This window comes from Silvimonas sp. (genome assembly GCF_031291215.1).
GTDB lineage: Bacteria > Pseudomonadota > Gammaproteobacteria > Burkholderiales > Chitinibacteraceae > Silvimonas > Silvimonas soli.
On the sequence record NZ_JARLJK010000066.1, the window covers coordinates 98,283 to 111,801 of the forward strand.

The window sequence follows — 13,519 nt, forward strand, 5'->3', positions numbered from 1 at the left end:
TGGCGGGGTAACGCGGGCAGTGACTCAAACATGGAAGGCACAGCCCGCCCCGATTCTCGCTCAAGCCGGCAATTTGCGAAACGCAATCGCAAACCGGTTCCAGGTATTGATGGCGGCAATCAGCAACGTTAAATCCATGATTTCTTCGTCGCTGAAATGCGGCTTGACCAATTCCCACACCGAGTCTGGCACGTGGTCTTGCGACACTAGCGTCACCGCTTCGGTCCACTCCAGCGCGGCGCGTTCGCGATCGGTGAAAAATGGCGTTTCGCGCCAGGTTACCACTGTGGCAAGACGACGCTCGGTTTCACCGCCTTTGCGCGCATCGGTCACGTGCATGTCCACGCAAAACGCGCAGCCATTGATTTGAGAAGCGCGTAGACGCACCAGCTCGGCCAAGGGTTTGTCCAGGCTGGATTTATTGATGTGTTCTTCCAGCCCGAGGATGGCTTTGATCACTGCGGGATTGGCTTTGTAGAAGTCCAGACGAGCTTGCATGATGGTTGCTCCGTTGTGTTCAGTTTTAAAAGGGCTGCGTTCCATGACGCGACAGGAGCCAGATTAGGCGTCCCGGTGGCTTGCGCAAATATCCAATTTCCGGAATTTTCAGGTAGCCACCGGGACTGAATAACTGAAAAAACGGTGCCCCAAAATCACCACTCTGGCATGGTAAAAAAAATGGCGTGGCCCGCATCAGCAAGCCACGCCATTTTTCCTGACCGATTACGCTCACAACTGGCTCATACCGCCATCCACCACAATTTCGGTGCCGACAATAAAGGCGGACTCCGGCGCCGACAGATGCAGCACGGTCGACGCCAGTTCTTCTGGCGTACCAAAACGGCCTAGCGGCACCTGATTGCGAATTTGCTCAGCCACGCCTTGCAGGGTTTCGGCATCCATGCCCAGCTTGCCATATAGCGGAGTAGCAATCGGGCCGGGGCTAATCACGTTCACGCGCACGCCACGTGGCAACAACTCGGCCGACAGCGTTTTGGCCAGCGAAATCAGCGCGGCTTTGCTGGCGGCGTAGACCGAGGAATCGGGCATGCCGATATGGGCGTTGATCGAACCGTTGAGCACAATGGACGCGCCTTGTTTCAGCAACGGCAGCAGTGCCTGAATCTGGAAGTACGGACCTTTCACGTTGGTGTTGAAGGTGCGATCCCACAAATCTTCGCTGACCTTGTCAAAAGGCGAAAACGAGGCCGACCCGGCGTTGATGAAGATGGCGTCCAGTTGCACACCCAGGCGACTCACTTCACCGGTCAGTTCAGCGGCGGCACGGGCATTGCCGGAGTCGGCCCGGATGACTTCTGCCTGGTCACCAATGGCGGCCTTTGCCTTGGCCAGCGCCGCTTCATCGCGCCCGGTGATAATGACGCGGGCACCTTCGGCGGCGAAGGCTTGCGCTGCGGCCAGACCAATACCGCTGCTGCCGCCGGTAACCAGAACTGTTTTTGCTGTAAAGCGTTGCATGATGTTTCTCCTGTGGGGTTGGCGGTTTGAAACCGTGAAGCCATAGTGCTCCCCCACAAATGACAAGACGTGCAGTCCCCGCCACCGATACGTGCGATTTTATCGAACGTGTTATTGGCCAATAATGCGCACCGCCGGAATCAAGGCACCAGCGCATGTCCGCCGTAAAACAAAAAAGGGGCTCCGACATGATGACGGAACCCTTTTTAAAGATGGCGGCAGCTGGAATGGTTGCGGCAAAACCGCTTAGCAATCGCCCTTGTCGATCAAACTGCACTGGCGTGAATGCGCGGGCCAGCGGATGGCATCACGCGTCAGATTGTTCACGCTGCTGCCCATCTGCGACGAATAACTATCCAGCGAAGCAATGGCTTTTTCCGGGTGAGAAAAGTTGCTGCGGATCCCGGCATTGACCAGCACGTTGAAAGCGGTATCGCCGCGACGCAAGGCGATTCCATACGGCTCCACCGACAACGGGTCGCTAAAGCCGAAGTTTTTGCGATCCAGCCCGGCTTTGTGAATGGCGCTCTGGATCAGGATTTCATCGTCCAGATAGGCAGCGGCTTGCTTGCTCGCCACCGCTTGCACACCTTGGGCGGCATCGTTGACGTACAGCACGTGCACATTGCCGATCATTTTGGACAGCAACTCAACGTGACTGGAGCCCGATTTCAGCGCCACGGTCTTGCCCGACAACGCTTGCAAGGTCACCGGTGCGCCGCTCAAAGCGACCAGGCGCGATGAGGTCACAAAATCCACCACCGAGAAATCGACTTTCTTCAGGCGGTCTTCGGTAATGGTGGTAGAGCCGCATTCCATGTCGATTTTGCCGTCGGTCAACATGCCCAGGCGGTTTTGCGCCGTAACAGGGACGAACTTGATCTTCACCTGCTTGTGAATGGCCGGAGAAATGCTATTGGCAACGATATCGCGGCACAGATCAATAACGAAGCCGGTGGGAACATCATTCACGGCATAAGACACCGGCTGGGATGATTCGCGGTAACCGACTTTGACTTCACCGGTGGACTTGATGGTATCTAGCGTGTCTGCCAAAACAGCGACTGATTGAAAACTCAAAAAACCAACCACAATCGGATAAACGAGTCGGGAAAAAATGCTCTGCAGGCGCATGGTGATGCTCTGCCTTCTGGATGTTCGGGGATGGCCGATTCTACCCTGTAGCGGCTATGTAGATGTCATGAATCCGCGCCAGGAATTCCCTCAATAGCCAGAACCTTCGCAACCTGTTAAACATTGCAGCCAATTGATTATTATTGCCTTTTTCCGGTGCGCGTTTCGGCCCAACGGCCCTGTTCCGGTGCCAGGCGGCCCTATCTGAAACCGCTCCAAAGGCGGTCGCTCTGCAGGCTCGCCCACTCGCTTCTTGTTGCCTGTGGCCTTGCTTTGACATAGCTCAAAAGGCATCTTCAAACAGTTGCGCCATCCATTGCACAAATACCCGTACGCGCGACGATAACTGGCGGTTTTGTGGATATAACACCGACACCGGCATGGGTGGCGGCGCGAATGCGGGCAGTATTTCTTTTAGTTGCCCGTCTTCCAGTTCCTGGCGAATGCGGTAACGCGGCACCTGCACCAGGCCCAGTCCTGCCACAGCGGACCCGGCATACAAATCAGCCCCGGTTACCGATACCAATCCCTGCAGATAAACCGGCACCAGTTGCCCGTTCACCATAAATTCAAGTGGCACCGCTTTACCGGTGGCGCTGGAAATGTAATTCACTGCCTGGTGGGTTGCCAGCGCGGCAAGGTCGGCAGGCTCACCAAAGCGCGCCAGATAGGCCGGGCTGGCGCAGGTGACTTGCTCCATCAGTCCAACGCGGCGTCCTACCATCAGCGAATCTTGCAAAGTGCCTGCACGCAGCACGCAATCGACACCTTCGCGCACCAGATCGACCAGGCGGTCGTCTTCCCCCATTTGCAATTCAATCTGCGGGTATTGCGCCAAAAAAAGGGGCAATGCCGGCACCACGAAATTGCGCGCCAGCGTGCCTTGCAAGTTCACCCGCAATAACCCTTTGGGTGCGGTATCACGAAAAGAACCCTCGGCTTCTTCCAGATCGGCCAGCAAGCGTAAACAACGGTGATAGTAGGCCTCACCGTCGTGCGTCAGGCGTACCGTGCGGGTAGTGCGTTCCAGCAAGCGTGCGCCCAGGCGTTGTTCCAGTCGCTTGACCAGATTGGTGACCGTGGCACGTGGAATCTGCAAATCGTCCGCCGCCGCACTAAAGCTGTGACGTTCGGCAATCCGCACAAACACCTGCATTTCCTGAAAGCGATCCATAGGGTCCGGGCCGGGATATTGTTAATACAGATGGAACGATGTTAGCAGATCGCCAGCAATTATCTTTTGAGTGGAATGATCCATGATTCGTCTCACCAACTCTCCTGCAAGGAAACGAATCATGAACACAAGCAAGAACACTCAAGTTGCCATCGTTACCGGCGCATCTCGCGGTATTGGTGCGGCCATTGCCCAACGGCTGGCTGCCGACGGTTTTGCCATCGCCGTTAACTACGCGTCCAGCTCACAAGAAGCCGAGGCGCTGGTGGCGCAATTGCAAGCGCTGGGAACCAAGGCTATCGCGGTAAAGGCGGATGTCGCCAACGTGGCCGAAGTGCGTGCCATGTTCGAGATCACCGAACAACAACTGGGCAAGGTAGATGTGCTGATCAACAACGCGGGCGTGCTCAAGACCGTGCCACTGGCGAACACCAGCGACGCGTTGTACGACCAGACTTTTGATATCAATGTGCGTGGCACCTTCAATACGCTGCGCGAAGCCGCCGCGCGGTTGAATGACGGCGGGCGCATTGTGAATTTCTCCAGCACCACGCTGGCGCTGAACATGCCGGGCTACGCCATCTACAACGCGACCAAAGCAGCGGTCGAAGCGTTCACCCATGTGTTCGCCAAAGAATTGCGGGGCCGCAATATCACCGTCAATGCCGTCGCGCCCGGCCCGATTGCCACGTCGCTATTTCTGGACGGCAAGACTGAAGAGCAGATCCAGACTTTCGCCAAAATGCCGCCGCTGCAACGTTTGGGCCAGCCCGACGACATCGCGGTCGTGGTGTCTTTCCTGGTCGGTGCCGATGCGGGCTGGGTCAACGGGCAGATTCTGCGCGCCAATGGCGGACTGGCCTGAGCGCAATTTCCAGGATCAACGGTGGTGATCAATGATGCGTACGAGCGGCGGCGTTACGTTTGCGCGTGGCGGCGCCTTTACGGGCGGATGCAGAGCGCTGTTCTGGCGTGCGCTCTGCCGAGGCGGCGCCGCCTTTGCGACCGCCTTCGTGCATCGGTTCATGATTTTCGGCGTGGCCCCGACCAGAGCCCGACTTCTTGCCGCCACCCGATACCTTGTTGACGGTGGCCCAGGCCCGGCTTTCGGCCTCTTCTTCTGGTACGCCGCGTGCTTCGTAGCCCTCTTCGATGTGTTGGGCCTGGCGCTTTTGTTTGTCGGTATAAGCTGATTTATCTCCGCGTGGCATGGTGGTCACTCCTGGCTAAAACGCTGATGGATTGGCAAGCGGATGCATTCAATTGAGTGCCGCCGCCGACGCCACCTAGTTTACGCCACACAGACACGCATCTATGTCAGCCACCGTCGCAGCTCAGTGTCAGAACACCTCACATCAGCACAAACATGGCCACCACCGCGACCGCCATCACCAGCGTGGCAATCCAGCCCAGCACTCGCACAATGCCAGTCACCACGAACTGGCCCATGACTTTGCCGTTGGCGCACATCAGCATCAGGATGATCATGATCGGCACCGCCACCACGCCGTTGATAACGGCGCTCCAGAACAGCGCTTTCATCGGGTCGATATGGATCAGGTTCATGGCAATGCCAACGGCAATGGCCAGAGCAATCACCAGATAAAACCGCGGCGCTTTGCTGGCGTGGTCTTCCAGACTGTTTTTCCAGCGCAGCGTACCAGCAATGGCATATGCCGCCGATGCAGCCAACACCGGCACGCCCAGCAAGCCGGTGCCAATAATCCCCGCCGCAAACAGCGCAAAGGCAAACGGCCCGGCAATCGGTTTGAGCGCCTGCGCCGCTTGCGCGGTGGTGCTGATATCGGTCACGCCATGCATGTTCAGCGTGACCGCCGTGGACACCATGATGCAATAGGCAATCAGCGTGGAAAAACCCATGCCTATCAGCGTATCGCTGTGAATGCGCGCCTTGGCGGCAGCGCCTTGTTCGGGCGCGCGCAACAGCGCTTCGCGCTCCGGATCCTTGCGGATTTCCTCAACCTCTTGCGAGGCCTGCCAGAAAAACAGATAGGGGCTGATGGTGGTGCCCAGAATCGCCACCACAGTGGTGATGTATTTGCTGTCCCATTTGAGATGCGGCAATACCGTGCCGTGCAGCATCTGTCCCCACGGCACAGTAATGGTGAAGATCACGGCCACGTAGGCAAACAGCGTCAGGGTCAGCCATTTCAGGATGCGGGCATAACGCCAGTACGGCACCATCACGATGGCGACGGTGCAAACCAGCCCGAAGCCGACCATGAACAGATGTTTGCCGCGACCGCCCAGCAGCAGCGCGGCGCTGTCCCCCATGGCGGAGAGATCTGCGCCGATATTGATCACGTTGGCGACAAACATCGGCAAAACGATCACATAAAACAACCAGGGCGAATAATGGCGGCGCAGGTTGGTCGCCAGACCGTGGCCGGTGGTGCGGCCAATGCGTGCGGAGATCGCCTGAATGGAATACATCAGCGGAAAAGACAGCAACAGCGTCCACAGGGCATCAAAACGATATGCAGCGCCGGCTTGGGAATACGTGGCAATGCCGCTGGGATCATCATCGGCAGCGCCGGTAATAACCCCCGGGCCCAATTGCTGCCACCAGCGTTGCTGCTTTTCGCTCTGTGCCATCTTGTCCGCCAAGGGTTAAGCCGTTGGCCTAGAGTGATGCCGCGCCGGTATACGGGGCCAGTCGTGCCAAAGCTATTTATTTGCGGGATTTATCTGACATCAGCAAATATTGCCGGTCGCCGGCATTTCGCCGGTTTCAATCTCTTGCGTGCCGTTGCGCCTGCCGCTGACGCCACACCCGCAGCGCGAGAAACACCACAATGGCGACGTTACCGAACAAGACCAAAGCGCTGATGATGGTTGGATGATCCAGCAAATGGCGCAATTCGAACGGCACATAGATTGCGCCAGAAATAGCGCCCAGCCATTGCGCCCAAGGCCGGTCGTACCATAAGCCCCAGGCTTCGCCCAAACGGATTGCCACGTAAGCCAGCGCGCCCAGAATCAGCAACCGCACGTTGGCGTCATGCAGCATGTCGGCGTAATGCAGCAACACGGCAGGATATTTGGCGTAGGGGCTCAGGCCAACGTGGCCAATCAATTCCAGCGCCAGATGCCGGATATCGTGATGCACAAAGCTGAGCAAGCCGATTCCCGCCGCCAGCGCCGCAATACCCTTGACTGCCTCAAAGGCAGCAATTGCCCGCATGGCGCGCTGGCCCTTTGCCAGATGGCCAGGGTGCTGGCTTGAAGCTGGGTGCGCTGGGTCGGTCATCGGTATCCAGTTCTCGTGAAGCAAGGGTTAGGGGCGCTCAACACACCAGTACATGCGTCCACGCGGCTTTTTGGCAAGGGGGACTCGATATTGGCATTGTGCTGTCCGGCAATGACAACCGCATTTTGCGCATTCGTCTTACCCGTGTTCCTTGGCTCTGCCTACATTTTTGCCACCTGCCCAAGCCTACGCTGCAATCAGCCTGGACAATTCCACTCGGGATTGATCCACGCTCAGGCGCTGGTCTTCACGACCAGGCTCAGCAACACTACAGGAGGACTGGATCATGCATCCCACCGCACCGCTGGCAGCAGAACATATTTCCCCCGGACTGACCACCGCCACATCGCACTCGTTCACCAGCGGCTTGTCGTGGAGCGCGGTTTTTGCCGGCGCTGCGGCAGCAGCGGCGTTGTCATTCATTTTGCTGATTCTGGGCTTTGGCCTGGGTTTATCGGCTATTTCGCCGTGGACCAACACGGGTGCCACGGCATCCACTATCGGTATTTCCACGGTGGTGTGGCTGGCGCTAACGCAAATTGCCGCATCCGGACTCGGTGGTTACCTGGCCGGACGTTTGCGCAATCGTTGGATCGATATTCATGTAGATGAGGTTTATTTCCGCGACACCGCGCACGGCTTGCTGGCGTGGGCCGTGGCGACGCTGGTTACTGCTACCCTTTTGACCAGCGCCATAGGCACGGTATTAAGCGGCGGCGCTGAAGTGGGCGCCGGTGCGTTACGCGGTGTGGCTACGGCTGCAACCGGTGTCGCTGCCGCAGGGGCCGGCCAGATGGCAACATCGCGTGGCGAAACTGGTAGCAACTCTACCGGGTACTTTGTCGATACGCTGTTTCGCACCAACCAGGCACCTGCCGAAGCCCAAGCTACCGACGCCAGTAGCCGCGCTGAAGCCACCCGGATATTTGCCAATGCCTTGCGCACCGGCAATCTGGACGCGCAGGACAAGCAGTATCTGGGCAGTGTGATTGCTCGCCAGACCGGGGTCGATCAGGCCACCGCTGAAACGCGGGTCAGCCAGGCCTATGAGCGGCTGGATCAGACCGTGACTCAAGCCACGCAAACTGCCAAAGCCGCCGCCGATAAAGCCCGTAAAGCCACCGCATACAGCGCTTTGTGGATGTTTGTGGCTTTGCTGTGCGGAGCCTTCTTTGCCAGCCTGTTTGCCACCTTGGGCGGCAAACGTCGCGATCACCCGGTTATTGTTGCCCGCGCCTGATTGGCCGTGAGCCCGCTCTTGCCGAGCTATTTTTAAGGAGACTGTCATGCGTTCCTTGCTACTGTTTTTTCTGGGTGTGCCAATTCCGATCATTATCCTGATCGCCATCATGTTTCACTGACAGCCCTTGGCGCAGGCAGCGCCATCTGGCCAGATAGTCGGCCCCATCCGCAACGGTGGGGCTGGTTGTTTTCAGTGCCACCCTGCACCGGCCAGCAGTCATGGCAAGCAGTACGCTTCCGGGCGTGAATGAGTGATCTATGCTGGTCGGGTACGATTCGCGTCAGACACGCAAACCAGGCGTGCGGCGATCTTTACCCAGAGGCCGCTTGTAATGATCACCACCGACACCGCGCTTGCGCCCAACGCCATCCCGCCGGAACTGGCCGGGCTGGACCCGCTGGCCAACAGCTCCGAAGCCCCGTTTTCCGCGCTGGAGCCACGCCATCATCAGCGTTTTCCACATCTGACTGCCGCCGAGATCGAGCGCATGCGCAGCTTCGGCACAGTTCACGAATACGCCGCGCAGACCTTGCTATTTGAAACCGGCCACACCGGCCCCGGCATGTTTGTAATCCTGGAAGGCCGGGTACAAATCATCTCGCATGACGGCTTGGGCAATTCCACCAATATCGTGGAACAAGGCCCGAGCGAATTCATGGCAGAAGTCGGTCAGCTCTCGGGCAAACCAGCATTGGTTGATGGCCTTGCGTTAACGCCAGTACGTACACTGCTGATCGCGCCAGAGCGTTTGCGCGCGCTGATCGTGGCCGAAGCAGAACTGGGCGAACGCATCATGCGCGCCTTGATCTTGCGCCGGGTGGGCTTGCTGGAAAAAGGTCGCGGATTGGTGCTGGTCGGCGGTGATTCCGATGGCAAGCTGCACGGTTTGCAGAGCTTTTTGCGCCGTAATGCCTACCCGCATACGGTGATGGATGCCCACTCAGACGCCGATGTCGTGCAGTTGCTCGAACGCACCGCTACCAAGCCCAGCGATTTCCCGCTAGTGATTTGCCCGGACGGCAGCATTCTGCGGGCGCCGAACGAAGGCGAACTAGCCTCGCATCTGGGGCTATTGCCAGAGTTTGCACCCGACTTTGTTTACGACGTCATCGTGGTCGGCGCGGGGCCTGCCGGGTTGGCGGCAGCGGTTTACGCTGCATCGGAAGGTTTGTCAGTGGCCGTGTTTGATTGCCGCGCGCCCGGTGGCCAGGCCGGAGCCAGTTCCCGCATTGAGAACTACCTGGGCTTCCCGACCGGCATTTCGGGCCAGGCATTGGCCGGGCGGGCGCTGGTGCAGGCGCAGAAATTTGGCGCGCATTTGGCGATCCCGCTGGAAGTCAAAGCCCTGCATTGCGACAGCCAGCCGCTGGCGCTGGAATTAAAAGATGGTCGCCGCATTCCCACGCGCACCCTGGTCATTGCCAGCGGCGCTGTGTACCGGCGACCGGCGATTGACCAGCTTGAGCGCTATGAAGGACGCGGCGTGTATTACTGGGCATCACCAGTTGAGGCCAAACTGTGCCGTGATGAAGAAGTCATGCTGGTTGGCGGTGGCAATTCGGCGGGCCAGGCTGCTGTTTATCTGGCCGCGCATGCCGCCAAAGTGCACGTGATCATTCGCGCGCCCAATTTGCAGGCCAGTATGTCGCGTTATCTGATTGAGCGACTGGCCGCGCTGCCGAACATCATCATGCATCCGCATTCCGAGATCACGGGTTTTGAAGGCGATGAACATGGCCTGACTACCGTGCGCTATCGCACCACGCGCGCCAATGACCAAGTGGAAAACAATAGCATGCCGCTACGCCATGTATTTCTGTTTATCGGTGCCGACCCGAATACCGACTGGCTGCGCAGTTGCAGCGTGCGTATTGATAACAAAGGCTTTGTACCGACCGGGCAAGATGCCGCCGGCACCGGGTTTATCCCGTCGCATCCACTGGAAACCAGTGTGAAAGGCGTGTTTGCGATTGGCGACGTGCGCTCCGGTTCGACTAAACGCGTGGCGGCGGCGGTGGGTGAAGGAGCCGCGGTGGTGGCCCAGATTCACGCTTTTCTGGCCCTCGCTCAAAACTGATTTACCAAGCCCAGTGGCACGGGCATCGACATAAAAAAAGCCCCGCAGTGCGGGGCTTTTTCACAACCAGCCAAACGTGATTTACACGATCTGGATATTGGTTGCTTGCAGGCCTTTAGGACCATTGGCGGTCGCGTAAGTCACCTTTTGACCTTCTTGCAGGCTTTTGAAGCCTTCTGCTTTCACTTCGGAGAAGTGAGCGAACAGATCAGCACCACCGTCAGCCGGGGTGATGAAGCCAAAGCCTTTTGCATCGTTAAACCATTTAACGGTACCGGTTTCCATTTTGTATTCCTTGAATCAAGTGAGGAGCAAAGCTCCGGGAGCACGACAATCAAGGAATCAATAAAGTAACAAGGAGTGCCGCTGGGGGGACTGACGATGTAACGATAGGTCTGCGCTTGAGGATCCTGCCTGACCCTTATCCGCCCTAAGCGCTGGAGGGTCAAGCAGTTTCTCTTTTATTTTGGCGTACCCGGATTACGATGCAGCGCAAACCAGCGTCAGGGCTGCAACAAGATCGCCCCGGTACTTTGACCAGATTCCAGCAAACGATGCGCCTGGGCGGCGTGATCCAGCGGTAGTACCTCTGCCACCGTGGCCCGCAGGCCGTGCGTCAGTTGGTGCAATGTCGCCGCTGCGCCTTGCTGATACTGCGTGGCATCTGCCATAAACTGGATCACACTCGGATGGCAGAGTGTTACTGCGGGCGGTACCGCCAATTGTGCCGCATCGTTTGGCCCGGCTACTTGCCCGACGCTGGCCACCACGCCACCGGCGCTCACCACGCTCAATGTATCCTGCAAAGTCTGGCCACCAATGCCGTCAACGGCGTAATTCACGCCGTGCCCGTCGGTGAGCGCCAATGTCGCGGCGGCAAACGGCTGCTCGCGATACAAAATGGCATGATCCAGACCGTGCGATATAGCCAGTGCGGCTTTGGCAGGCGTGCTGACGGTACCGATCACGCGAGCGCCCAGCGTCTTGGCCCATTGCACCAGTAGTAATCCCAAACCACCTGCTGCAGCGTGAATCAACACTGTGTCGCTGGGCTGCACTTTACGAATATGGTCGAACAACATATGCGCGGTAACTCCCCGCAATAAAGCGGCGGCGATGCTCTGGTCGGAGACTTCATCCGGCAGCTTGATTAACCGCTGAGCGGGCAGATTGCGGGCACTGGCATAGCTACCTGGCAATCCGGCGTAGGCCACGCGCTGGCCAATCGCCAACCCGCTCACCCCAGCACCGATAGCCTCGATCACCCCCGCCGCTTCTACACCCGGCGTGGCCGGTAAACCGGGAAGTGGATACAGCCCGCTGCGATGGTAGATATCCACATAGTTCACACCAATCGCGGTGTGCCGTACCCGCACCTCGCCCGCAGCGGGTGGCGGCAATTCAAACGACTGCAACTGCAACACCGAGGCGTCGCCATAAGCCGTCAGATAGATGCGTGATTCGGCTGAATGCGTTGTCGGGTTCATGTCGTTCCCCTTTCTGGTTGATTGCAGACACAGCCTACACCGCGCAAAATAGATCGGATATTCCACAAAATTTCACATTCATTGTGCAAATAAACCCAGATAAGCCCGTCGATCCCGCCCGTGAACTGCAGTGGGATGACATTCGCCACTTCCTTACCCTGGCGCGGCAAGGCAGCTTGTCCGGCGCTGCGCGGCAACTGGGCGTAGAACATTCCACCGTGGCGAGACGGGTTGAGGCGCTGGAGCGCACGCTTGACGTGCGCTTGTTTGACCGCTTGCCACGCGGCTGGCAACTGACTGCCGAAGGCGAAACCTTGCTGCAACACGCCAAGGCACTGGATCAGGAAGCACAAAGCTTTGCCCGCGCCGCGTTGGGCGTGGCAACGCTGAAAGGCACGGTGCGCTTATCCGCGCCGCCTGCGTTATCAAGCTTTTTTTTGATGCCGCGCCTGGCACCATTGCGGGAGGCCTGGCCGGATATTGATCTGGAAATCGTAAGCGAGACGCGTGAAGCCAATCTGGCGCGTGGCGAAGCAGATCTGGCATTACGTTTGTCCCGCCCCTCTGCGCCCGGTTTGGTGGCCCGCGCAGTGGGCGAGATTGCGCATGGTTTGTTTGCCACGCCCGCTTACGCCAGCATGCCCAGCGCACACTGGCCATTGCTGGGCTACGACGACGCCCTGCGTGAAACGCCGCAACAACAATGGCTGGATGGCTTTGCTGGCAATCGACGCTTCGTTTTGCGCAGCAATGATGTAGTCACCTTGCATCAGGCCGCTCGCGCCGGTTTGGGTGTTGCAGTGCTGCCGCATTTCCTGGCGCGGCCAGACCCGGCCCTGGTGCAGCTTAATCAGGCATGCCCGGTGAGTCGGCCGGTGTGGCTGGTTATGCATCCAGATGTTCGCCGCTCGCCACGCGTGCGGGCGGTGGTCGATACGCTGATCGAGTTGTTCGCTGCAGGCCAGGACCAGCTTTAAGGAACATTCGGTAGCGCAAGGCTGTCATTAACGGGCAGCAGTCGTTAGCACCACCCGAGCTTGAGGACCAATCATCAATGAAGATCAGCACCGCGTCATTCCTGTCTATCCGTATCCCCCGATTATTGCTGCCCGCTTTGGCCGCATGGGCACTGCTGAGCAGCCCGCCCGCACTGGCCGCCGACGTGGCTGGCACTTACGTGGGGCAAGACGGGCGCAGCGTTTATCTGGTGCAGGTTGTTGAAACGCAGCGACAGCGCTGGACTGGCCGGATCGAGCAATCCGCCTTGCAAAACGACGGCCAGATTGCAGTGCAAAGTGCGCCGGTGGGCGGCGTCATCAATGGCAATACGCTTACCGCCACGCTCAACCAGCGCAATCTGGATATGGGTGTTGCGGCGCTCGCGAGCACGTTCCGGGTCGGCGTTTTGCATCTGACCAGTCGCAATGGCGGCGCCGATCTGTTTCGCGCCGATGAAGCCACTTATCGCGCCCGGGTAGCGGCACTGCGTACACAGGCGGCGCACTAGCCCACACACGGTGATTGACGCGCCCGTCGTCGCCCATTATGTTGAATGCATGAACCGCATCACCCTCACCTCGACCACCACCACGACAGCTACCGGCGGGCCGTGAAGTGAGTGCGTGAGAGCGAGTTAACGTATTCAACTGCAGGC

Annotated in this window: 14 protein-coding genes; 5 read left to right on the top strand and 9 right to left on the bottom strand. The window is 58.5% G+C overall.

The annotated features are described in order from the left end of the window. Positions 1-60: 60 nt before the first annotated feature. The 4 genes from P4L78_RS08415 to P4L78_RS08430 all read right to left on the bottom strand — a co-directional run bounded on the left by P4L78_RS08415 (position 61) and on the right by P4L78_RS08430 (position 3,787). Positions 61-498 carry a carboxymuconolactone decarboxylase family protein gene (locus tag P4L78_RS08415; RefSeq protein ID WP_309327594.1) on the bottom strand — a complete coding sequence of 146 codons (438 nt, stop codon included), beginning with the start codon at positions 496-498 and terminating at the stop codon, positions 61-63. 231 nt (positions 499-729) lie between these two features. Continuing rightward, positions 730-1,479 carry an SDR family oxidoreductase gene (locus tag P4L78_RS08420; RefSeq protein WP_309327595.1) on the bottom strand — a complete coding sequence of 250 codons (750 nt, stop codon included), beginning with the start codon at positions 1,477-1,479 and terminating at the stop codon, positions 730-732. A 246-nt stretch (positions 1,480-1,725) separates the two neighbouring features. Continuing rightward, positions 1,726-2,613, bottom strand: a complete 888-nt coding sequence (locus P4L78_RS08425; RefSeq protein WP_309327596.1) for a transporter substrate-binding domain-containing protein — start codon at positions 2,611-2,613, stop codon at positions 1,726-1,728. Positions 2,614-2,896: 283 nt separating this feature from the next. After that, a complete protein-coding gene (locus P4L78_RS08430) occupies positions 2,897-3,787 on the bottom strand; it encodes a LysR family transcriptional regulator (protein ID WP_309327597.1) in 891 nt (296 codons plus the stop codon). Positions 3,788-3,908: 121 nt separating this feature from the next. Between P4L78_RS08430 and P4L78_RS08435 the strand changes: the two genes are divergently transcribed. Beyond that, positions 3,909-4,652 carry an SDR family oxidoreductase gene (locus tag P4L78_RS08435; RefSeq protein ID WP_309327598.1) on the top strand — a complete coding sequence of 248 codons (744 nt, stop codon included), beginning with the start codon at positions 3,909-3,911 and terminating at the stop codon, positions 4,650-4,652. A gap of 28 nt (positions 4,653-4,680) precedes the next feature. Here the strand turns inward: P4L78_RS08435 and P4L78_RS08440 are convergent, their stop codons facing one another. The 3 genes from P4L78_RS08440 to P4L78_RS08450 all read right to left on the bottom strand — a co-directional run bounded on the left by P4L78_RS08440 (position 4,681) and on the right by P4L78_RS08450 (position 7,058). Further along, entirely contained in the window at positions 4,681-4,998 is a 318-nt protein-coding gene (locus P4L78_RS08440) for a plasmid stabilization protein (protein WP_309327599.1), read from the bottom strand. 139 nt (positions 4,999-5,137) lie between these two features. Continuing rightward, on the bottom strand, positions 5,138-6,403 hold the full coding sequence (locus P4L78_RS08445) for an NRAMP family divalent metal transporter (RefSeq protein ID WP_283147905.1): 1,266 nt from the start codon (positions 6,401-6,403) through the stop codon (positions 5,138-5,140). Between the two features lie 136 nt (positions 6,404-6,539). Beyond that, positions 6,540-7,058, bottom strand: a complete 519-nt coding sequence (locus P4L78_RS08450) for a DUF2127 domain-containing protein (RefSeq protein WP_309327600.1) — start codon at positions 7,056-7,058, stop codon at positions 6,540-6,542. A gap of 286 nt (positions 7,059-7,344) precedes the next feature. On the opposite strand from P4L78_RS08450, the gene P4L78_RS08455 reads away from it, so the two are divergent. Beyond that, complete coding sequence (locus P4L78_RS08455; protein ID WP_309327601.1) at positions 7,345-8,298, top strand: hypothetical protein; 954 nt, start codon at positions 7,345-7,347, stop codon at positions 8,296-8,298. A gap of 334 nt (positions 8,299-8,632) precedes the next feature. Then, a complete protein-coding gene (locus P4L78_RS08460) occupies positions 8,633-10,378 on the top strand; it encodes an FAD-dependent oxidoreductase (protein WP_309327602.1) in 1,746 nt (581 codons plus the stop codon). A gap of 81 nt (positions 10,379-10,459) precedes the next feature. Here the strand turns inward: P4L78_RS08460 and P4L78_RS08465 are convergent, their stop codons facing one another. Together P4L78_RS08465 and P4L78_RS08470 are read right to left on the bottom strand one after the other, a co-directional pair. Next, positions 10,460-10,663 carry a cold-shock protein gene (locus P4L78_RS08465; protein ID WP_309327603.1) on the bottom strand — a complete coding sequence of 68 codons (204 nt, stop codon included), beginning with the start codon at positions 10,661-10,663 and terminating at the stop codon, positions 10,460-10,462. A gap of 218 nt (positions 10,664-10,881) precedes the next feature. Beyond that, positions 10,882-11,865 (bottom strand): quinone oxidoreductase, encoded by a 984-nt coding sequence (locus P4L78_RS08470; protein WP_309327605.1) that lies wholly within the window; start codon positions 11,863-11,865, stop codon positions 10,882-10,884. 83 nt (positions 11,866-11,948) lie between these two features. Here P4L78_RS08470 and P4L78_RS08475 point away from each other — a divergent pair, with 83 nt between their 5' ends. Further along, positions 11,949-12,842, top strand: a complete 894-nt coding sequence (locus tag P4L78_RS08475; RefSeq protein WP_309327606.1) for a LysR family transcriptional regulator — start codon at positions 11,949-11,951, stop codon at positions 12,840-12,842. Between the two features lie 77 nt (positions 12,843-12,919). Beyond that, positions 12,920-13,372: a hypothetical protein gene (locus P4L78_RS08480; RefSeq protein ID WP_309327608.1), complete on the top strand. Its 453-nt coding sequence runs from the start codon at positions 12,920-12,922 to the stop codon at positions 13,370-13,372. The last annotated feature ends 147 nt before the right edge of the window (positions 13,373-13,519 follow it).

Excerpts from the sequence above, each read along its gene's own strand:
- P4L78_RS08415 (WP_309327594.1), bottom strand. The coding sequence starts at position 498 with ATGCAAGCTCGTCTGGACTTCTACAAAGCCAATCCCGCAGTGATCAAA.
- P4L78_RS08420 (WP_309327595.1), bottom strand. The coding sequence starts at position 1,479 with ATGCAACGCTTTACAGCAAAAACAGTTCTGGTTACCGGCGGCAGCAGC.
- P4L78_RS08425 (WP_309327596.1), bottom strand. The coding sequence starts at position 2,613 with ATGCGCCTGCAGAGCATTTTTTCCCGACTCGTTTATCCGATTGTGGTT.
- P4L78_RS08430 (WP_309327597.1), bottom strand. The coding sequence starts at position 3,787 with ATGGATCGCTTTCAGGAAATGCAGGTGTTTGTGCGGATTGCCGAACGT.
- P4L78_RS08435 (WP_309327598.1), top strand. The coding sequence starts at position 3,909 with ATGAACACAAGCAAGAACACTCAAGTTGCCATCGTTACCGGCGCATCT.
- P4L78_RS08440 (WP_309327599.1), bottom strand. The coding sequence starts at position 4,998 with ATGCCACGCGGAGATAAATCAGCTTATACCGACAAACAAAAGCGCCAG.
- P4L78_RS08445 (WP_283147905.1), bottom strand. The coding sequence starts at position 6,403 with ATGGCACAGAGCGAAAAGCAGCAACGCTGGTGGCAGCAATTGGGCCCG.
- P4L78_RS08450 (WP_309327600.1), bottom strand. The coding sequence starts at position 7,058 with ATGACCGACCCAGCGCACCCAGCTTCAAGCCAGCACCCTGGCCATCTG.
- P4L78_RS08455 (WP_309327601.1), top strand. The coding sequence starts at position 7,345 with ATGCATCCCACCGCACCGCTGGCAGCAGAACATATTTCCCCCGGACTG.
- P4L78_RS08460 (WP_309327602.1), top strand. The coding sequence starts at position 8,633 with ATGATCACCACCGACACCGCGCTTGCGCCCAACGCCATCCCGCCGGAA.
- P4L78_RS08465 (WP_309327603.1), bottom strand. The coding sequence starts at position 10,663 with ATGGAAACCGGTACCGTTAAATGGTTTAACGATGCAAAAGGCTTTGGC.
- P4L78_RS08470 (WP_309327605.1), bottom strand. The coding sequence starts at position 11,865 with ATGAACCCGACAACGCATTCAGCCGAATCACGCATCTATCTGACGGCT.
- P4L78_RS08480 (WP_309327608.1), top strand. The coding sequence starts at position 12,920 with ATGAAGATCAGCACCGCGTCATTCCTGTCTATCCGTATCCCCCGATTA.